Below are 20831 nucleotides of genomic sequence, written 5' to 3' on the forward strand. Positions count from 1 at the left end.
GACGCAAGCGACTGGGACCCGATGTATTGACAGGCGATCAGTAACCGCCATTCTGTTTTCCTATGTTTGAATTGGTATTGATCTCATCACTGGGGATGGGGAAGGCGTATGACCTGTCATCACTCCAGGGAATGGGCGCACCGGTTGGCAGATAGATACCGAAATAAGTGGCTTCTGCTTTACCAATCCTCCAGCGGCATACGTCAAACCACCAGTGACCTTCAGCAAACAGCTCCGTGTAACGCTCAAAGCGCAAAGGATTGTTGGCAAGATTGGGATCATTGGCTTTGGTAGGTGAAGTGAGGCTGGCGTAATCATACGCAGAAGGCGCGTTGTAGTCAGCTACACCGTAAGCCCTTCTGTGCACTTTGTTGATATATTCCAGAGCAGTGCCTGCTTCACCAGAATTGGCGCATGCTTCAGCATACAACAGGTAGATATCAGCCAGGCGGAGCAAATAGTAGTTGGCGCCATCTGCTGCGTTGGATTTTGCCCAAAGGTTATTGTCTATAGTAGTGAACTTCTTGAAACTCCAGCCATGGAAGTATTGCTGAATGCCGCCTCCGATACCAACGCACTTACCAACCGGCTTAACGATATCATTGTTTTTCACGGAATCCACCCAGGGTTGTAAAGCGCATACATATAAACGTGGGTCTACCGTTTTGTTGGTGCGCATATCCACAGACTGCTGCCTGTAACTGGGGTTCAGGATCAGTTTCTGGTTGGTGAGCGACTCTGCTTTTGAATTGTCGAAAGCAGGATTGGTTACCAGGTCATAGATCGGAAGATCGAAGCCGAATCGACGCAGGTTCTTATCGTGCACAAACTCATTGCAGTACCCCAGGTTATTATTCGGGCCACCTTCAATACCGTTATCCCCTAAACAACTTGGACTCCAGAGCAGGCCCTGGCTGGATGTGAGGTTCTTGTTAGGAGGGAAGTCGGCAAAGATCCCGTAGTTGGCAGGCGTTCTGTCTATATTGATCTCAAAGAGTGACTCTTCGTTGAACTCATTTTCTGGTTTGTCGTTGAAAGCTTCTTTGTATTTGCTGAAAGGCATGAGCGTTTTGCCGCTGTTCTGGATCACATCCAGCAAAGTGGTTTTGGCATTCGGCCAGTCCTGCGTGAATACATAAGCTTTTCCAAGAAGCGCTTTGGCGCTCCATTCCGTAGCCCGGCCTCTCATCACTCCTGTCCACTGTGCCCCCTTGAGCAGGTCGGCGGATCTCTTCAGGTCATCGATGATGAAGTCCCACACTTCACGTGCAGTCTTGCGCGGCTGCTGTGTTTCCTGCACATTGGTGGGGATGCTGGTGTAAATAGGAACTCCCATTTTATCGTTATTGGCGCCGTTGGCCCCAACATAGGCTTCGCCAAAGAAACATTCCAGGTTGAAATAATACCAGGCCCGAAGGAAATAGGCTTCGCCGCGCATATAATTCACCATCTGCTGCTCGGAGGCCACCATATATTTCTTTTCATAGAAATCGGCACGGTCCAGGAATGCATTCATGGTTTTAACGCCCACATATAACTGAGCCCAGAGGCCATTGGCGTAAGAGTTGGAAACACTGAGCTCATTGGCTGCGAGCTCCGTCCAGCTGAGGTCTCCGCCATAGGCCAGATCAGCGGAGTGATCGCTGCAGGCCTGCATTTTGGTCATGAGGTTAAAGCCTGCCAGGTGCTCTACGCGCCATTGCGCATAACCGGCGCCCAGCACGCCCATCAGGTCATTGATATTTTTCGGGAATTCTCCACTGCTGTAAGCGCCTCTCAGGCTCACGTTATCCGGGTCTTTTTTGCAGGCCGCCAGTGAGAGGGAACAGGTTGCTATAATCAATAATTTCTTAAACATGGCAATCATTTTAATTGGTTAGAAGGTAATGTCGAGGCCCAGTGAATAGATCCTTGCATTCGGATACCTGTAAGGCACATCGATACCCCTGGTAGTTACTGCACCACCCAGTTCCGGGTCGATCCCATTGTATTTGGTAAGTGTGAATAGATTGTATCCCATCACGTATACCCGGGCATTCTTCATTTTTACCTTCTGCAATACACTGGCAGGAAGGTTATAGCCGAGTTGAAGGGTTTTGAGTTTGAGATAGGAACCATTCTCTACAAAATAACTGTTGGCCCATGTATAGTTACGGTTAGGGTCCAGGATGAAACCAGTCTGTGTCTTTTCGCCTATCCGTGGCTGTGAGGTCAGTCCGTTGTCTCCCAGGAAACTCGCACCGAACACCTTGCTGGTAGTATTTCCATCACTGAAAGGGCTCATGGCGTAAGGCGCCACTGCATTGTAGATATCTACCCCCGCCACACCACTGAAGAGCGCCTGCAGATCGAATCCTTTGAAACCAAGATTGAGCGTGATACCATAAACAAAATCAGGGTATGGACTACCGATCACTGTTCTGTCTTTTTCATCGATCTTATTGTTACCATCGATATCAGCGAAGATGAGGTCACCGGCTTTGGCCTGCTTACCTTCCTGCTGCGGATGGTTCTTCCATTCATCATCCGTCTGATAAATGCCGGTGGCCCTGAAGCCCCAGAACTGACCAAATGGTGCGCCGGCTTTAGTGGAAGCCAGTTGCTGACCTGTCCAGATACCAAAGCTGGGAGATCCGTAGTTGTTATCGCCCGCCAGGATAGCATTGCTGTTGATATTATCCAGGTTCAGTACTTTGTTCTTGTTGAATGCGCCGGTGACGCCTACATTGAAAGTGAGTTCACCAACATTGCTGCGATACCCTGTGGCAATTTCCACACCCCTGTTCCTTACAGAACCGATATTGGTAATGAAGATGCTCACGGGCATACCAGCACTGGTTGGGATCGGCAGGTTATACAGCATGTCCTTGGTAGTCTTATCATACCAGTCCACACTTGCGTACAGTTTTCCATTCATGAATTCAGCATCCAGTCCCACGTTGGCTTCATACATGCTTTCCCATTTGATGTTGGGATTGGGAATATTCTGCTGCGTGTAGTTGAGCACAGGCACCACACCTGGTGCAAAGTTCTGTGCACTTACCAGATCGAAGGTGGAGAGGAACACATAAGAAGGAATATTGCTGTTACCCAGCACACCGTAGCTGCCGCGCAATTTCAGGAGATTGGCCTGCGGCAGCAACTGCTTCATGAAAGGCTCGTCGCTGATGCGCCAGCCCACGGAACCGGCAGGGAAAACACCGTAACGGTTGTTCGGACCAAACTTCTGGAAATTTCCATCCCTGCGGATGGAGAAGGTGGCGAAGTATTTTTTATCGAAGTCGTAACTCACACGGCCGAACAGGGATTTGATCAGGTGGTTATCATCATAACCGCCATTGGCCAGGTTGATGCGGCTGTCTGAGGTCAGCAGGAAAGCGTACGATGTGCCGCCTACTGAAGTAGCGCCTACCTGTGTACCATTGGTGATACCGGTGATCTGCTCATAACCTGCCAGTGCATTCACGGAGTGCTTACCAAAAACATGATCGAAGCTCAGTACATAGTTGCTGAAGATGGAACGGGTGGATGCATTGTTCTTGGCCAGGTTGGTGGCATTCACAGAAACCGGACCTGCGCTGTATGCTTCCTGGTAATAATTCAGCTCTTCATTATAATAGGTATAACCGAGTGTTGTTTTGAAAGTGAGATATAGAGGTAATTTGATCTCTGCATAGGCATTACCCTGCAGATTGGCCTGGATCATCTGCCTGTGCGCCGTTTCGATCTGCGCTACCAGGTTGGGGCCGGCAAATCCGGGAGGTGATTTAGCCCAGGGATTCTCCGGCGTTGTTCCATAGATCCCCATGGTTGGGATTGTGCGGAAAGGAGGATTGATGCTGAAGGCGCTTGCAGGGTTGGTGTTACGCTGCCATACGAACAGCTGCTCTCCTATCTTGATGTGGTCGCTGATCTTGATGTCCGTATTCAAACGTACCCCATACATGGCGGATTCGTTATTGCGGAAAACACCTTTCTGGTTATTGTATAGTCCGGATACAAAGTAATTGGTATTGGGCGAAGAGCCGGAAACGGAGAGGTTATAGTTCTCTTCCGTACCATTATCGAAAAGTGCTTTGGCCCAATCTGTATCAGGCAGGGTGTCTGTCTGGTTCTGCGGACCATACACCGGATCGTTGATCATTTTGCGGAAGCGGATGAATTCATCGCGACGCAGGAGTTCCATCATCCTCGGTTGTGTAACGCCATATCTTGCATTGAAGTTGATGGCAGGTTTGGCGCCGGTTCCTTTTTTAGTGGTAACGATGATCACACCACCAGCCGCGGCAGCGCCATAGATGGACGCTGCGCTCGCATCTTTCAATACATCAAAGCTGGCCACATCCGCCATATTGATATTATTACCGTCCTGGCGCACCCCGTCTACAATGTAAAGTGGCTGTGGCTGGCTCAGGGAGGCTACACCGCGGATGGTGATCTGCGAAGGAGCGCCGGGCTCGCCGGACGACTTCACTACTTCCACCCCGGCAACGCGGCCCTGGAGAGCGCCGGCCACATCGGTAACGGGCATATTCCTGATGGCTTCTCCCTTCACGGAACCGATGGCCCCGGTCACATCGCGGCGTTTCTGGGTTCCATACCCCACCACCACCACGGCATCCAGGCCCAGGTCTTTCGGTTGCAATGCTATGTTGAAAGTTGACCTGTTACGAAGGGCAAAAGCGCGTGTTTCAAATTCTACATGGGAAAAAATGAGAGAGTCTGCTGTGGAAGGAACATTGATCCGGAATTCACCGGCCTCATTGGTGCTGACACCAGCGCCTCCTTTCACCTGAACGGTAGCCCCTGCTACCGGGCTGCTCTTGTTGTCAATTACTTTTCCGGTTACAGTTTTGGTCTGCGCATGGGCAGATCCTGCACAGAGCAGGGCCATCAAAAAGCAAATAAATGCTTCTGGCAGCAATCGTGATTTTAGCATAAAAACGGCAGTTTTATTAAGGTTAATGGAGAAAGCAGGGATGCAAAACGCAGCTCCTTTCAGCTTACCTGAAACCAAAGAAAGACTCAAGTTGAGCGGATTTCAACTTATATGGATGAAGTATAGAAAATAAAGAGGGTTTAGGATAAAGATCAAGAATTAAACTATTGACAATCAATGTCTTTTTATCATATTATATTTTTCAATATATGGTTTCCCTGAGGGTAAATACCAGGTAGCGGAGGCCTATTTTATGTTCATAATAGCCTGCTCAAAGTCCTCATTCGGAAGGAGTGATTTGTTTTTGATCCTGGTTTTGTAGGTGTAAATCGTGTTTACGGAATATTCCAGGATATGAGCAATTTTTTCATTGTCGCCGATGCCCATCCGGATGAGGGCAAAGATCCTCAGATCGGTGTTCAACAGTTCATTGTCCTTGAGGTGGATCTGGTCTTCCGGTTTGAAGAGCGCATTGAACCCGTCCACAAAACCCGGAAATAGCGTCAGAAATACACGGTCAAAACTTTTAAGGAGGTCTTCTTTTTCTCTTTTTAAATTGATATTGTTCACCAGAAAACGGACATCTTCCAGTTTCCTTTCCATGATCTTCTGGTCGATGGACTTTTTGAATCGTTCGATCCGGGAGAAGAAGTCGGAGTTGTAATTGAAGAAGTAACCGATATATTCTTCTTTAATGGTATTGCTCTCCATCAGTTTCTCGTTGGCTACCTGCAGGCGTTTATGCGCTTCCATCAGGGCTTCCTGGGCCTGCTTCACTTTCCGGATCTGTTTCATGAGGGCTATTACCAATCCGATCACCGCCAGTAACAGCAGGGTGACCACGGCAGCATAAGCAATCAGTTTATTCTTTTCTTTTTCGGCGATGTTCACCCGCTCCCCTTCGATCAGGGGCAGGATGGCGCTTACCTGTACTTTACGCTGTCGGGCGCCATAGAAGGTAGCGTCCTCGATAGCGCGCTGGATGCAGGTGTAGGCGTTCTTCACATCTCCCTTTTTATAAAGGAGCGAAGCCAGGTTGAAGATGGCAGCGGTTTCGCGGGTGCTTGATCTGATATCTGCTATGGCCGACTGTATCAGCAGGGCGATGGCCGAATCATCCAGTCCTCTCTGAATATAGATATCGCTGAGGGTGGAAGCGGTTACGGCTACCTGGTGGTCAGTGAGCTCATGTTCACTTAATAACTGACGGAAGATGGCACGGGCACTTTCGTTATTGCCGGATTTGATATCCTTCAGGCCCTGATAATAACGGTTATCGAATGAACCGGGCGGCGAAAGGGAGATGGTGGAATCCATGAAGGCATTCCCTTTTTTTGTATACCCCGGGGTATAATTCACGTCTTTATCAAAATCTCCCAGGTCATAATAAAACCGGCCAAGCAGCGCATAATAGGTTGCTTTTGCCTTATCAGATAAGGTATGGATATTCACGGAGTCCAGCGTTTCCTGGGTCTCTTTGTACATGCCTGCGGAAAGAAGACTGAAGCTTACGTCTATCCGAGCCATATTGATGAGGGTATCCTTCCCCAGGGACCTGGCTATTTCATACTGCTTCTGGGCGTAGAAATAAGCCGAATCGTATTTATAAACCTTAAATGCTTCAAACAGCTGGTGGTATTGAGCGAAGAGTAATTCGGGAGATGCCGGTGAAATCGAATGCCGGATGTTGCGGATGTTTTCCTGTTTCCGGGCTTCGTACCGTTCTGATTGATGGATTACCTGGTTTAGCGTATCTAATTGAGAATGATAGTCCTGCGCAAGCAGGTTTTGGAAAAAGACAAGGGTTAACAGGCAGGCGAAAATCTGTTTCATATTACAAAGCAGTGGCAGTTCAGGTTCCTTTACGAAGATAGGAGTAAGCCGGTATAAAACAATCCCTTGCGTGCTAGAGCGGTTCTTTTTCCCAACCTGCGGTTTTTTAAACCCACCTCCCGCAGAAAAACGCATAAACAAACAAATTCTTTGCGTTTTTTTGCAGGAATTAAAAAATTTTCTCCACTTTTATGTCGTGAAAGTGCATGTTTTGTAAGTCCGTACCCTATTTCACGTATACCTCACTGTTATATTCAGTTCGTTTACCGAGTCCTATTGGATTGAGTACTATTCTTTAACAACATTAATTAAAGCTGCTTTATGGACAATCTAACGATGCAGGCAGGAACCAAATGGAAAAAAATTCCGTTTCTGCTTTGCCTGGTTTTTGCAGGTTACTTTGCAAGCGCTCAGGTTACAATCAGCGGGAAAGTAACAGATGCAAAAAAGGAAATTGTGCCAGGTATTTCTGTACAGGTGAAAAACACTTCGTACGGAACTTCTTCGGATGCAAATGGATCTTACACCCTTCAGGCGAATCTAAAACCCGGATCTTACACGATCGAATTCTCCGGTGTAGGTTTCAAGGCTATTTCAAAAACAATTCAGGTAGGCTCAGAAAGCAGGTACACTGTTGACGCAGAACTTCAGCCGGATGCCATGGGCATGGACGAAGTGATCGTAACCGGTACCAGTGCAGGAACCACCCGTAAACAACTGGGTAACTATATCAGTACCGTAAAGGCGGAAGACCTTACCAAGGGTGCAACCGGTAACGTACTGGCGGCATTGCAGGGTAAAACTGCCGGCGCGCAGATCACACAGAACTCTGGTGATCCTGCAGGCGGTATTTCCGTAAGGCTCAGAGGTATCAGCTCCATCAGCTCCGGCTCCGATCCTCTGTATATCGTGGATGGTATCATTGTAAATAACGCTACTACCCGCGTTACCAATACATCCTCCAACTACGACGGAGGTAACTTCATCGGCTCTATCGGTCAGAACCGTATGGTAGATATCAACCCCGCCGATATCGAAAGAGTGGAAGTACTGAACGGTGCAGCAGCAGCGGCTATCTACGGTTCACGCGCCAACGCCGGTGTGGTACAGATCTTCACCAAGCGCGGAAAATCCGGAGCGCCCCAGGTGAACTTCTCCACTAACGTGATGATGAACCAGCTCCGCAAAAAACTCGATGTGAACCAGTCCCCCACTAAGTTCGGACCACTGAACCTCACACAGGACGTGATCGCTACAGGCCGCAGACCAGGGACCACTATCGATACATTAGCTACATTACTCACTCCTGTTAACCGGTACGATTACCAGGATTATATTTTCCACACCGGTATCGGAACGGACAATAACGTTTCTGTAAGTGGCGGTAACGATAAAACGAAGTATTTCTTCTCCGGATCTTATTTCTACAATCAGGGTATTGTAAAGAATACAGACTTCCAGCGTTTCAGCTTCAGAAGCAATATCGACCAGACACTGAACAAATGGTTGAGCGTAAACCTCGGCCTGAACTATATCAACAGTAAAGCAAATGAGAAACCCGATGGTAACTCATTCTTCTCTCCTGTGAATTCCATTACCATTATCGGCAACTTCCACGATCTCTGGACGAGAGACCCCAACGGAAACCTGATGGCAGTTGGTGAGCGCGGCCGCGTGAATCCGGTGTCCGTGATCGAAGATTTCAAACAGCAGCAACAGACCAGCCGCGTACTATCGAACATCACTCTGAAAGCAAAGCCTTTCAAGAATTTCACACTTGATTACACGCTGGGTATCGATAACTATACGCAGAACGGAACCACTTTCATTCCCCCCTATACTTATAACGTAAACACTGCCTTCTGGGGAGGTGGCTTCCCGATCAATGATTCACTGAATGGTTACGCAAGCGCAGCGAGCAATACATTCTTCCAGATCAACCACGAGATCAACGCTACTTACACAACCAATATCACGGATGATATCGGTTCTACCACACAGTTAGGTTATTCAGTGCAATATGAAAAGAACTCATTTGTACTGGCACAGGGCAGAGGTCTTTCTCCCCTGATGCAGACAGTAAGAGGGGCAAGCACTTTGCTGACTCCCGGAGATGAAAGAAGTGAATTGTCTATTTCAGGTACTTACCTGCAACAGAACTTCCGTTACCGTAACCACCTGTTCGTGACAGGTGCCGCACGTCTGGACGGTTCTTCTGTGTTTGGTGAAGATGAGCGCAATCAGCTGTACGTAAAGGCCAGCGGTAGCTATGTAATGTCCAGCACCGACTACTGGAGCAAGCTGGGTGTTTCCAACTGGTGGGACCTGTTGAAGTTCCGTATTGCATATGGACAATCAGGAAACCTGACAGGTATCGGCGCATACCAGCGTTTTAATTTCTACTCAAGCAATGCCTTCTTAGGAAAGACATCACTGACCGGTGATCCTGTACTGGCCAACACTGCAGTAAAACCAGAACGTCAAAGCGAACTTGAAGTAGGTCTTGACTTAGGTTTCTTCAATAACAGGTTAGGCCTGCAGGCCAACTGGTACCATAAGAAAGTGAACGATCTTCTTATCAGCAGGTTCGTGGCGCCAACAACCGGTTACTCAAGCCTGTTGGATAATATCGGCTTCCTCGAGAACAATGGTATAGAGCTGGTACTGACAGCATCTCCGGTGAGGAAGAAGGATTTCGACTGGAACGTAACGGCCATCTTCAACAGGAACAGGAATAAAGTAAAAAATGTGGGCGGCGGTCTGATCCTGCTGAGCACCAACTCCGGTACCCCTGTTGCCATTATCGAAGGTCAGCCTGTGGGCGTATTCTATGGTAGTTTCTTTGCAAGGGATAACAACGGAAATCCCATCACAAATAAAGACGGCATACTTCAAATCGAGAAAGGAACACAGAACGGCACATTGTCTTACACTCCTGGCCGTAATTCAGACGGCCTTCCAACGGGCCCCACTACGCTCAGAAAGGTTATCGGTAATCCGAATCCCGACTGGACTGGTAGCCTGGTGAATGAGATCAGCTACAAGAACTTCGGTCTCCGTGTTCAGGTAGATGCTGTACAAGGCGTAGACGTATGGAATGCAGACTGGAGAACACGCCAGGGTGTAGGCAGCGGGCTGGTTGCACAGGACGAGCAGATGGGAAAACTTCCCCGTGGATATGTGAATGGCGCCTACGCTGTAGAAGAATGGAGAGTGGACGATGGCTCTTTTGTTAAACTGAGGGAAGTTTCACTCAGTTACAGGATCGGTCAGCTGAAAATGTTCAAAGACCTCACTGTGAGCCTGAGTGGCCGTAACCTTGTGTCATTCGACAACTACAAAGGTTATGATCCTGAAGTGAATGCTGCCGGACAAAGTACTGTATTGAGAGGTATAGATTTTGGCACTGTACCCATTCCAAGGACTTTCAGTTTTGGAATCCAGGCTAAATTCTAAGTATCCCCAAAAAACTATTTTATGCAAAAGGTCAATTCTAATAATATAATACTTTCCCTGCTCCTGCTTGGCGCAGCGATGACAGGGTGCAAGAAGGATTACTCCAATCCCAATGCAGCAGACGCAGGTTCTGTTTTTGAATCCGATCGTGCAGCAACCGCAGTAGCAGTGGGTGTTCAGAGACAGTACTCCACTTCCGCAGCAGGTAGCTTATACGCAATGATAAATGCAAATGGATTTGTGTCGAATGAATTCATTCTCATGAATGCCGGTAACATCGGAGAGTTACAGCTGTTCACCGGAGGCAGTTCGGTAGACGCCACTAATAACGTAACCACCAATATCTGGACGAACAGTTCAAAAGTAATGTTCGACGCAGATAACGTTCTCAGGTATGCGAATAAGATGGGTGATAAATCTTACTCTTCAGGACTGATCGGTTACACATCTATTTTCAAAGCCCTGGCTTTAGGTAATCTCGGTATGTTCTGGGAGCAGGTACCTGATACCGTAGGTGTTCAGAACGCTACTTTCATTTCAAGAATGGACGGATTCAAAAAAGCGATCCGCATTCTCGATGCAGCAATAGCAGCTTACAATGCCACCCCTATGAATACTACCATCAAGGGAAGGCTTCCGGCAGATGTTGACATCATCAATACGCTGTATGCACTGAAGGCAAGATATTCACTGTTCTCAGGTGATTATTCCACGGCTCTTACTGCTGCAAACCTGGTGGATCTCACCAAAAAGTCTGTGCTGTCTTACAACACACTTGCCCTGAACCCTGTTTTTGAATCTGCCACATCTTCCAATAACGTTTTCCAACCAGTTGACTCAACACTTGGTCTGCCTGTGTCTATTGCACCTAACCTGACTGACAAACGGATCGCCTTCCACACGAGGATTGCCGCCAGTCCAAGGTTCAGGATCAATGGATTTTATGCAGCATCCACATCATCCGTTCCCATTTACACACCGGGAGAAGTGATGCTAATCAAGGCGGAAGCATATGCAAGACAGACAACTCCTGATCTTCCATCTGCCATTGCTGAGCTCAATAAAGTGCTTACAAAAACCCCTGCCACTGATATTTATGGTGTAGGAGCTGATCTTCCTCCGTACGCAGGCGCTGTTACACAGCCGGCAGTGCTGGAAGAGATCTACCGCAACCGCAGCATCGAACTCTTCATGTCAGGAATGAGGCTGGAAGATAACCGCCGCTTCAACAGGCCTGCCGGTGAGCGCAAGCGTAACTTCTTCCCTTATCCATTCAGGGAGAGGGATAACAATACCAATACGCCTCCTGATCCTGCAGGGTAACATAATTATCATGTAAAGGCGCAAACGATCTGTTTAGGTTTTTGGTTTTGGTTGTTTTGCGCCTTTACATGTAACATTTTGCTCAAACCTTCGTCACTAATCATTCAACCAACTATCAAATTATTTTTCAAATCCAGTTTACCCATGTCTGATTTTTTGAAAGTCACAGAGTCAACCAGTAAGTATCGTCACCTCGAGGAAATGTCTATCAATGAAATCCTGGGACATATGAACGATGAGGATAAAACCGTACCGGCAGCTGTAGAGAAGTGCATCCCCCAGATCAAAAAACTGGTTGAAGCGATCTCAGACAAAATGCTGGCAGGCGGAAGATTGTTCTACATCGGTGCAGGCACCAGTGGTCGCCTGGCTGTTGTGGATGCAAGCGAATGCCCTCCTTCATTCGGCGTTCCGCAGGGACTGGTGGTAGGTATCATTGCCGGTGGCGCTCCCGCCATCCTTCAGGCTGTTGAGAATGCAGAAGACAGTAAGACCCAGGGTTGGCTGGATCTCAAAAAATATGATGTAAACGAAAATGATGTAGTGGTTGGCATCGCTGCCAGCGGCACTACCCCCTATGTGATTGAAGCATTGAAGACCTGCCGTGAGCATGGTATCGTAACGGGTTCCATCTCCAATAATGCCGGCTCACCGCTGAGCCTGGTGGCAGACTTCCCCGTTGAGTGCGTGGTAGGTCCTGAGTTTGTTACAGGCTCCACCCGCATGAAGAGCGGCACCTCGCAGAAGCTCATCCTGAATATGATCTCCACCACCGTGATGATCCAGTTAGGAAGAGTGGAAGACAATAAGATGGTGAACATGCAACTCACCAACGAAAAGCTGATCGACAGGGGCACCAAAATGATCATGGATCAGTTGAAGTGGAATGATTACGAAAAAGCGAAAGAATTGCTGCTGAAAAACGGCAGCGTGAAACGGGCCATCGAGAATGCATGAGAAGAATTTACCCTGATTTTATGCAGAAGAAATCATAAAGCCTTAAAATCAGAAAGCCATTCCAAAACGGAATGGCTTTCTGATTTTAACAGAATAACTTCTACTTATTCACCAGCTTCATCGCGCCTTCACTATACCTCGCTCCCGTATCCGGGAATTCCTTCACCAGCGCATCTATCGCCTCCAGGTCACGCTTCGTCAGCTCAACATCCACCGCGGCCGCATTCTCCAGTAAATATTTTCTTTGCTTGGTGCCGGGGATCGGAATAATATCTTCTCCCTGCGCAAGCACCCATGCCAGTGATAACTGTGCAGGTGTGATATTCTTTTCAACCGCCAATGCAGCAAATTTCTCTACCAGCTTATTATTGTTATCCGCATACTGCTCTGCAAACCTTGGCACCAACCTGCGGAAGTCATCTAAAGCCAACTGATCAACAGAAGGCAGTGTGGCTGTTACCAGACCACGCGCCAGCGGGCTGTATGGCACAAAGGTAATTCCCAATTCACGGACCGTATTCAACACCTCGTTATTTTCCACATCACGTGTAAGGATACTGTACTCACTCTGCAACGCCGTGACCGGATGCACGGCATGCGCCTTGCGGATAGATGCTGGAGACGCTTCCGAAAGCCCAAGGTACTTTACCTTTCCTTCCTTCACCAGCTCAGCCATGGCGCCAACCATTTCTTCCACGGGTACATTCACATCAACCCGATGTGCATAATAAAGGTCTATCACATCCGTATTCAGTCTCTTCAAACTCGCTTCCACAGCGGATCTCATATGTGCAACGGAGCCATCGATATAAGTGCCCTTATTATCTTCTTTCATTCTGAACCCGAACTTGGTTGCGAGGAATATTTTATTCCTGTTCGGTACCAGCACTTTCGAGATCAGTTCTTCGTTATGGCCAACGCCATATATATCTGCAGTATCCCAGAAGTTGACACCAATTTCCAAAGCTTTTTCCAGCGTGAGAATGCTCTCATCATCGTTACGAGGTCCGTACGCCATACTCATTCCCATACATCCCAGACCGATAGCAGATAACTGCTCTCCTGTTTTTCCCAATGCACGATACTTCATACAAAATATTTTGTTGATTAATAATCCCCTACTGTTTTACAGCAGGTACTGTCTTTGTATTCTTCACATCTGAACCATTGCGTATTTCTTCACTGGCGGTTTTCACCAGCTGATCACCGGGTTGAAGATTGCCGAAGATCTCTACTTTATTATCGGCTTCCCGGCCTTTCTGCACATCCACCCAAACGGCTTTTCCTGCTTCGATACGGATCACAAAAATGCGCTCAGGGGAATTTACTACAGAGGATTTAGGAACAATAAAGGTACTATCCTTTCCCGGGAATGGGATCTTCACTTCCGCGATCATCCCGGGCAACAGTTTCTTATCGTCATTGATCACATCCATCTCTACTCTTTCGGAACGCAGCCTGTCGTCAAGCGCACCGGCCTGCCGCTTGATGGCTGCTGTATAAATACGGCCAGGCAAGGCTTTCACAGAGAATTTCACTTCATGTTGTTTCTCTATGAAACCGGTATATGCCTCAGGGATCGACACACTCAAACGAAGGTGCTTCTGCTGCTGAACAGTGAACAATGGCAAAGCGGTTTTACCATTGGGGCCTACATACGTACCTGTGCTTACATTCCGGGCAGTCACCACACCCGGGAAAGGAGCGCGGATCTCAAGATAATCCTTTACGATGGCCACTTCTTTGTAAGAAGCCTTTGCAGCTTCCAGCTGTGCCAGATCTGCATCACGCCTGGCCTCTGCCTGCTCCAGATCGTTGGGAGAAATGGTTCCGGGTGTTTTGCTGGTTTCATACAGACGTTTGTACAAAGCGTTACTGGCCGTGTACAATGCCTCCTGCGATTTCAGCCTGCTGGCAGCGGCAGCAAGACGTGAATTCAGTTCCGGTGCATCCAGTGATGCGATCAGCTGTCCTTCCTTCACTTCGGATCCGATATCCGCATATAACTTGCGCACGTAGCTGTTCTCTTTGGCATAGAGATCTACGGACTGGTACGCCGTGAGCTCGCCGGGCACCTGCAGGGAGGTGGATAATTGTCCGCGCTCCAGCGGGAACACCTCAGTTGGATGCACTGCAACAACAGCGGCAGCGGGCTTTTCAGCCGTATTGCCTTCCGACGAGTTACAGCTGCTTATGGTTAAGGCACCCAGGATCAGAGAGCCTGCAATGAACAAATGCTTATGGTTGATTGCTTTCATACAAAGAAGATATATAGTGTTTACTTTCTTTATCAGATGGATCGAGAGATACAGATTGAATGGTGGTTTTCTTCATCACCCAGGCAAATACAAGTGGCAGCATCACCACGGCCGCAAAAGTGGAAGCGATCAGTCCGCCGATCACAGCCCTGGCCAGTGGCGCTGTTTGTTCACCACCATCACCGTGACCGATGGCCATCGGGATCATACCGGCCACCATCGCCACGCTGGTCATCAGGATCGGTCGCAAACGAAGCGCAGCCGCTTCCCTGGCCGCTCCCAGCGCATCACCACTTTTCCTGCGAAGCGCCTCCGCATTGGTGATCATCAGTACAGCATTGGCGATCGACACACCCACAGACATGATGATACCCATATAACTCTGCAGGTTGAGCGTTGAGCCTGTCAGCATCAGCATGCCCAACGCCCCCAGCAATACCGCGGGTACTGTAGACAACACCACAAACGACACTTTGAAGCTCTGGTAATTGGCCGCCAGCATCAGGAAGATCACCACAATGGCAATGATCAGACCTGACTCCAGGTTATCAAGTGTTTCCGTGAGTACTGCACTCATACCGATGGGTTCCACCGTCAATCCCCGGGGCAGTTCTCCCAGCGAAGCGATAGCGGCTTTTACATCTTTGGTGGCAGTACCGAGATCCCTCCCGTTGATATTGGCTGTCACCGAAATAATAGGCATGGCGCCGAGGTTATCGTTCTCGCCATAGGTTGTATCCGGCTCGATGGTGGCAACATCACTGAGAATGGGACGGGGTGTATTTCTCAGAACAGGGATCTCACCGATACTGTTCACATCCGCCATCTTATTTTCAGGAACCTGCACCTGTACTGCGTAACTCAGCCCGCTTTTTTCATCCAGCCACACGTTCTTTTCGGTATAACGACTGCTGGAAGTACTGGTGATCAACGATCTGCTTACATCCGCCACATCCACACCCAACTGCGCGGCACGCACCCTGTCTATATTCACTTTCATGGAAGGATACTTGATGCTCTGTGCGATCTGTACATCGCGCAGGTAGGACACCTGTTGAAGTTTCTCCACCATTTTGTTTGCATACTCTTCATTCACCTTTTTGTTCCGGCCGGAGATCCTCACCTCCACCGGTGTGGGAGAACCCTGGCTAAGGATCTTGTCGGTCAGTTCGATCGGCTCAAAGGACATGCGCAGGTCCGGCACTTCCGCACTGATCTTTTCGCGCATCTTTTCCTTGAGCTGATCCATGTTCACGTGATACCCTTCCTGCAGGCTCACCTGCAACACTGCTTCATGCGGACCACTCATGAAGAGGTAAATAGGACTGATTGAAAACTGTCCCGGATGCTGCCCGATATAAGCGGAAGAGATCCCGATATTCTCTTTCCCCACCAGTTCTTCCACGATCTTAGTCACTTTGATCAGCCTGTCTTCCGTTCTTTCGATCCTCGTTCCGTCCGGTGCACGTAATCTCACCTGGAACTGATTTCCGTTCACTTTCGGTAATACATCCCTTCCGATATTATTGAGCAGCAGAAACGCACCACCTATCACCAGCAGCAGGTACAATCCCACTATGGGTTTGCGCAGGGGTATCAGTCTCTCCAGGAAGCGCAGGAACCGCGCACGGAACTTTTCAAACGCACTGATCCTGCCATCGCGGTTACTGTCTTCCCTTTCAACCAACACTTTCTTCTGATCCCAGGTGTCTCCTTCTGAAGCGGGCGCTAATTCCGATGCGGCAAACTGTGCTTCATCTTCTGTCTGTCCTTTCTTTTTCTTCTTATGGTCATGCCCCTTCATCAGCCAGTTGGCCATCACAGGCACGAATGTCTGTGAGAGGATATAACTGGTGATCATCGAAAATCCTATCGCTAATGAGAGCGGTAAAAACAATGATCCCGGAATACCTTCCATACTCAGCGCCGGCGCAAACACCGCCAGGATACAGAGCAGGATCAGCAGTTTGGGAAATGCTATTTCCTTACAGGCATCCCAGATGGCAAGCGCTTTAGGCTTGCCCAAATCAAGATGCTGGTGAATATTTTCTATAGTGACCGTACTCTCGTCCACCAGGATACCGATGGCCAGCGAGAGACCGCTCAGCGTCATGATATTGATGGTCTGCCCGAACAATTGCAAAAACAATACACCGGCAATGATGGAGGTAGGAATGGTAAGGATCACGATCAGTGCTCCTCTTGCATCACCCAGGAAGAGCAGTACCATCAGACCGGTAAGAATGGCGCCGATGACACCTTCACTGATCAGGCTTTTCACGGCATTGATCACATACACGCTCTGATCGAACTCATACGTAAGATGCACGTCTTCCGGCAGCTGCGCCTGGAACTTAGGCAGGGCCGCTTTCAGCTTCTGCACCACTTCCCAGGTACTGGCATCGGCCGATTTGCCCACACTGAGATACACGGAACGCTTGCCATTCACCAATGCATAGCCTACAGTTACGTCTGCCCCATCTTCCACGGTGGCCACATCTCTCAGATAGAGATTATGCACGCCTGTTCCTTTGTAGAGCGGGATATTTTCAAAGTCCTTTACATTCTTAATGGTGGTGTTGCTCGGTGTGAGATAATTGTAATCACCGATCCGCACATTACCGGAAGGCGTGCTCTGGTTGTTCACGCGGATGGCTTCCACCAGTTGGTCCGGTGTGAGATTATGTGAACGCATCAGTTCCGGATCCGCCTTTATTACAATGGTGCGGATATTTCCACCGAAGGGCGGAGAGCCCATCAGGCCCGGGATGGAAGTGAATGCTGAACGTACATACACATTCGCCAGGTCCATCAGTTCGTTATTGGAACGGACATCGCTTCGCAGCACCAGTTGCCCTACCGGCAGGGTGCTGGCATCGAAACGCATGATGAACGGCGGCTGCGAGCCCGGCGGGAAGATAGCCTGTGCACGGTTACTGAATGCACTCAGCTCTGCCGCCGCCTGCGCCATATTGGTGCCGGGATAGAAAGAAATCTTCATCAATGTCAGCCCCTGTACATTCTTGGTTTCGATACTCTTCACACCATTCACATAGAGCAGGATATTGATATATTGTTTACCGAAATACGCTTCCATCTGCGAAGGTGTGAAACCTCCGTAAGGGTGCGAGAGATAGATCACCGGCAGGTTCATCTGTGGGAAGATGTCTACCTTGATCTTCTTCACGGCGCTGATCCCGAAGAACAGTAATCCTGCTACGATCACCAGTACCGAGATTGGTTTTCTGAGTCCGCTTCTGATTAAGCCCATATAAATAGTTCTGTTATCTGTTTAGAATTCATTCATGAACAGGTTGAGATCACCGCTGGCAGCGGCTTTCAGCAGCAGGGCCTGCCATACATTGCTGTAGGCGATATCCCTGTCTGTTTCCGCACGGTTGAGTGCATACAACGCCTGCGTAACATCCACCATATTGGTGAGGCCATTCCTGTACAGTACGGATTTCTGCAGGTAGGCATCACCGGCAGCCTTCAGCTGTACCGGCACCTCCCTGTAGTTATCCAGCGCATTGCCGATACGTGTTTCTGAAAGGGCCAACTGCGCTTTGAACTGCTGATCGGCCAGTTCATACTCGCTTTGCAATGCCTGCGAAATATATTTCTGAGAACTAACCTGCTGGTGTATGCGCAATGGCGTTGTCAGATTCCATACCATCCCTACACCAAACAGGTAATTGTAGCGCGTAGGCTCCACTCCGTTGAAATAATCTTTGGAGTACAGGTGAAGGTTCTGATCGAGGATCCCATAATTGTTATGGAAACCAGAGCCTCTTCCCTGGAATACACTGAAAAGCGTAAACGTGGGATAGTTGAACTTTCTTAGCCAGGTGGCCTGGTGATCACTCAGGTCGATCCGCTTGCGGTACAGATCCAGCACTGGATGCAGCTGTGTGGCAGGCTGCTCGTACAGGGCAGCGGGAATGCGGGCGATGAAGAGCGTATCCAGGGTGAACTCACGGGCAGGCACTCCGAGGAACCTCGCCAGGATATTGCCCTGTTCCTGTTCCACATCTTTTGCCCGCGTGAGCGCCATCCGTGCATTGCTCACTTCTGCATTGGCCAGTGAAGAGTCCACACCGGCATTGAGGCCATTGCGTGCTCTCACCAGCACCACTTCGCGGATCTGGAGGGCGCGATCCAGGTTGCGTTGCCAGGAACCTGTCAGCCTTTGTGCGGCCAGCAGGTTGAGGTAAGCGCCCACCACGCGGATGCTGTGCTGGAATTTCTCCTGCTGCAGATCGCTCTCGTCGCGGGCCAGTGTGGCCTTTGATACTTCGATCTTTTCCTTTGCCCTGCCAAAACTGAAGAAATCCCAGCTTAGGTTGGCGAGGTAAAGTGCTCCGAAAGCAGCATTGTAATTCTGTGAACTGAGGGCGGGACCGCCGGAGGCAGCCGAAAGGCCACGTAATCCATACAGCGGGCCGGTCTGGCCGTTCACAGTTCCGTAATCCTGCTGGAAACTGAGGCTCAGGTCCGGCAGGTATTCTTTCTTCGATTGCTGCACCGTGGCTCCGGAAGCTTTGGCATACTGCTCCTTCGCCCGGATGGTGCCGTAATTTGTGATGGCTGTCTGAACAGCATCTTTAAGCGTAAGCGTCTGTGCCATTGTACCCGTTACGCTGAAAAGCGCGAGGGCAACTCCGGCCAGCTTCATCAGGTGTTTTGCTGACATGCGTTGAAACAATTGGTTGTGAAGATCTGCAGACAGGGATTGGCAGATAAGACAATACAATCCACTGATCCTGCGGGATCGCGTTTTCTGTTTACACAATAAATGGATGCAAGGATGGCAAGATGCTCTTCACGCTATGCTGCAGCAACGCTGTATACCTGCTTCAGGAGGAGTCAGGAAACTGCAGTAACGGTTTGTGGCGCCGGCGTGTTTTAAAAGGTAAAATTAAGGAGGTTAACTTGCTTATCAGTTGAACTTTTCAAACAATAAGTTATAAAAATCAAACAAGAACCTGTTCTGCCCTGAAAATATTCGGACTTACACCTGTTTGTTTTTTGAAAAAATTAGTGAAATAAGCAGGATGCTCATAGCCCAGGCTATAAGCCACTTCAGATACATTCCATTTGGTATGTATCAGTAATGCTTTGGCTTCCTTGGTGATGCGCTCTGCAATATGCTCTGTAGTTGTCTTGCCCGTTACCTCCTTCACTGCCCTGTTAAGGTGGTTGGCATGTATATTCATATGCTTCGCATAGTCACTCGCCGTTTTGAGAATGAGCACATGGTCCTGCGTATCGATAGGGAACTGACGTTCCAGCAATTCAATGAACAATGCCGTGATGCGGGTGGCCGCATTGGGATGCGAGTACGTGATATTCCCCCGCTGCGTTTTCATGGCCTCATGAAGCAGCAGGTTCACATAATTTCTTAAGACGTCATATTTGTGGATGTACTCGGATTCAATCTCAGTCAGCATCCTGGTAAAGATATCATGATAGAAGCCCTTCTGGGTTTCGTTCACAAACATCACCGGCTCACTCCCGATCCTGAACATGGGAGAATCCTGTAAACTGTCTGTACGGGAAATAAAATCCTGTGTGAACAAAGTGAAGAAACCATGCTGCTTTTCGGAAATGGCTTCCCAACTGTAAGGGATATTGGGATTGGAGAAAAGTAATGCATCCCTATCGATCAGAATGCTCTTGTCTGCATAATGCAAAATCCCCTGCCCTATCACCAGCGATATCTTGTAGTAGTCGCGGCGGTTATAAGGCGTTGCAGCCTTGCAGCCGAGATCCTGACGTCTGAATACATTGATCTGCCCGAGCGCATGACGGGGGATGCCATTACCCCATACTGCAGGCGAGTAAACAATATTGTTGCGCTGGTGGAATTCCTGGATCGATTCACTTTTCGGCATATTCCAAAATTATGGAATTCAAACAATTCAATTGTTAATATTTGGTTACTGTAGTGAGTAGTCAGGTTTTTGGCCCGAGCGCCCGGGGGGGCGGGGGCAGGGGGCCAACACGTTTATTTAATAAAAACTAAAGGACCCCCAAGAAAAACAAAACAACCCAAGAATTGTTAA

General features: G+C 48.8%; 11 protein-coding genes. 3 read left to right on the forward strand and 8 right to left on the reverse strand.

Annotated features, from left to right (window positions below; all coding sequences use genetic code 11):
• Positions 1-37: 37 nt before the first annotated feature.
• The 3 genes from ACTHMC_RS02035 to ACTHMC_RS02045 all read right to left on the reverse strand — a co-directional run bounded on the left by ACTHMC_RS02035 (position 38) and on the right by ACTHMC_RS02045 (position 6772).
• Positions 38-1858 carry a RagB/SusD family nutrient uptake outer membrane protein gene (locus ACTHMC_RS02035; RefSeq protein ID WP_440410382.1) on the reverse strand — a complete coding sequence of 607 codons (1821 nt, stop codon included), beginning with the start codon at positions 1856-1858 and terminating at the stop codon, positions 38-40.
• Positions 1859-1876: 18 nt separating this feature from the next.
• A complete protein-coding gene (locus tag ACTHMC_RS02040) occupies positions 1877-4939 on the reverse strand; it encodes a SusC/RagA family TonB-linked outer membrane protein (protein ID WP_440410384.1) in 3063 nt (1020 codons plus the stop codon).
• 246 nt (positions 4940-5185) lie between these two features.
• Positions 5186-6772 carry a DUF6377 domain-containing protein gene (locus ACTHMC_RS02045; RefSeq protein ID WP_440410386.1) on the reverse strand — a complete coding sequence of 529 codons (1587 nt, stop codon included), beginning with the start codon at positions 6770-6772 and terminating at the stop codon, positions 5186-5188.
• Between the two features lie 321 nt (positions 6773-7093).
• On the opposite strand from ACTHMC_RS02045, the gene ACTHMC_RS02050 reads away from it, so the two are divergent.
• From ACTHMC_RS02050 to murQ, 3 genes are all read left to right on the forward strand, one after another.
• Entirely contained in the window at positions 7094-10228 is a 3135-nt protein-coding gene (locus tag ACTHMC_RS02050) for a SusC/RagA family TonB-linked outer membrane protein (protein WP_440410388.1), read from the forward strand.
• Positions 10229-10249: 21 nt separating this feature from the next.
• Complete coding sequence (locus tag ACTHMC_RS02055) at positions 10250-11551, forward strand: RagB/SusD family nutrient uptake outer membrane protein (RefSeq protein ID WP_440410390.1); 1302 nt, start codon at positions 10250-10252, stop codon at positions 11549-11551.
• A gap of 144 nt (positions 11552-11695) precedes the next feature.
• Positions 11696-12508 (forward strand): N-acetylmuramic acid 6-phosphate etherase, encoded by an 813-nt coding sequence (murQ, locus tag ACTHMC_RS02060; protein WP_440410391.1) that lies wholly within the window; start codon positions 11696-11698, stop codon positions 12506-12508.
• A 100-nt stretch (positions 12509-12608) separates the two neighbouring features.
• Here murQ and ACTHMC_RS02065 read toward each other — a convergent pair whose 3' ends face one another.
• The 5 genes from ACTHMC_RS02065 to ACTHMC_RS02085 all read right to left on the reverse strand — a co-directional run bounded on the left by ACTHMC_RS02065 (position 12609) and on the right by ACTHMC_RS02085 (position 20660).
• The gene (locus ACTHMC_RS02065) at positions 12609-13598 is read right to left on the reverse strand and encodes an aldo/keto reductase (protein WP_440410393.1); all 990 of its coding nucleotides are present in this window, start codon (positions 13596-13598) and stop codon (positions 12609-12611) included.
• 28 nt (positions 13599-13626) lie between these two features.
• A complete protein-coding gene (locus ACTHMC_RS02070; protein ID WP_440410395.1) occupies positions 13627-14766 on the reverse strand; it encodes an efflux RND transporter periplasmic adaptor subunit in 1140 nt (379 codons plus the stop codon).
• A complete protein-coding gene (locus ACTHMC_RS02075; protein ID WP_440410397.1) occupies positions 14747-18037 on the reverse strand; it encodes an efflux RND transporter permease subunit in 3291 nt (1096 codons plus the stop codon). Before ACTHMC_RS02075 ends, ACTHMC_RS02070 begins: the two co-directional genes overlap by 20 nt.
• A 21-nt stretch (positions 18038-18058) precedes the next feature.
• Positions 18059-19459, reverse strand: a complete 1401-nt coding sequence (locus ACTHMC_RS02080; RefSeq protein WP_440410398.1) for a TolC family protein — start codon at positions 19457-19459, stop codon at positions 18059-18061.
• A 280-nt stretch (positions 19460-19739) separates the two neighbouring features.
• Positions 19740-20660 (reverse strand): helix-turn-helix domain-containing protein, encoded by a 921-nt coding sequence (locus ACTHMC_RS02085; RefSeq protein WP_440410400.1) that lies wholly within the window; start codon positions 20658-20660, stop codon positions 19740-19742.
• Positions 20661-20831: the final 171 nt, after the last annotated feature.

This window comes from Pseudobacter sp., assembly GCF_051955275.1.
Classification (GTDB): domain Bacteria; phylum Bacteroidota; class Bacteroidia; order Chitinophagales; family Chitinophagaceae; genus Pseudobacter.

Excerpts from the sequence above, each read along its gene's own strand:
- ACTHMC_RS02040 (WP_440410384.1), bottom strand. The coding sequence starts at position 4,939 with ATGCTAAAATCACGATTGCTGCCAGAAGCATTTATTTGCTTTTTGATG.
- ACTHMC_RS02065 (WP_440410393.1), bottom strand. The coding sequence starts at position 13,598 with ATGAAGTATCGTGCATTGGGAAAAACAGGAGAGCAGTTATCTGCTATC.
- ACTHMC_RS02070 (WP_440410395.1), bottom strand. The coding sequence starts at position 14,766 with ATGAAAGCAATCAACCATAAGCATTTGTTCATTGCAGGCTCTCTGATC.
- ACTHMC_RS02045 (WP_440410386.1), bottom strand. The coding sequence starts at position 6,772 with ATGAAACAGATTTTCGCCTGCCTGTTAACCCTTGTCTTTTTCCAAAAC.
- ACTHMC_RS02050 (WP_440410388.1), top strand. The coding sequence starts at position 7,094 with ATGGACAATCTAACGATGCAGGCAGGAACCAAATGGAAAAAAATTCCG.
- ACTHMC_RS02055 (WP_440410390.1), top strand. The coding sequence starts at position 10,250 with ATGCAAAAGGTCAATTCTAATAATATAATACTTTCCCTGCTCCTGCTT.
- ACTHMC_RS02080 (WP_440410398.1), bottom strand. The coding sequence starts at position 19,459 with ATGTCAGCAAAACACCTGATGAAGCTGGCCGGAGTTGCCCTCGCGCTT.
- ACTHMC_RS02085 (WP_440410400.1), bottom strand. The coding sequence starts at position 20,660 with ATGCCGAAAAGTGAATCGATCCAGGAATTCCACCAGCGCAACAATATT.
- murQ (WP_440410391.1), top strand. The coding sequence starts at position 11,696 with ATGTCTGATTTTTTGAAAGTCACAGAGTCAACCAGTAAGTATCGTCAC.
- ACTHMC_RS02035 (WP_440410382.1), bottom strand. The coding sequence starts at position 1,858 with ATGTTTAAGAAATTATTGATTATAGCAACCTGTTCCCTCTCACTGGCG.
- ACTHMC_RS02075 (WP_440410397.1), bottom strand. The coding sequence starts at position 18,037 with ATGGGCTTAATCAGAAGCGGACTCAGAAAACCAATCTCGGTACTGGTG.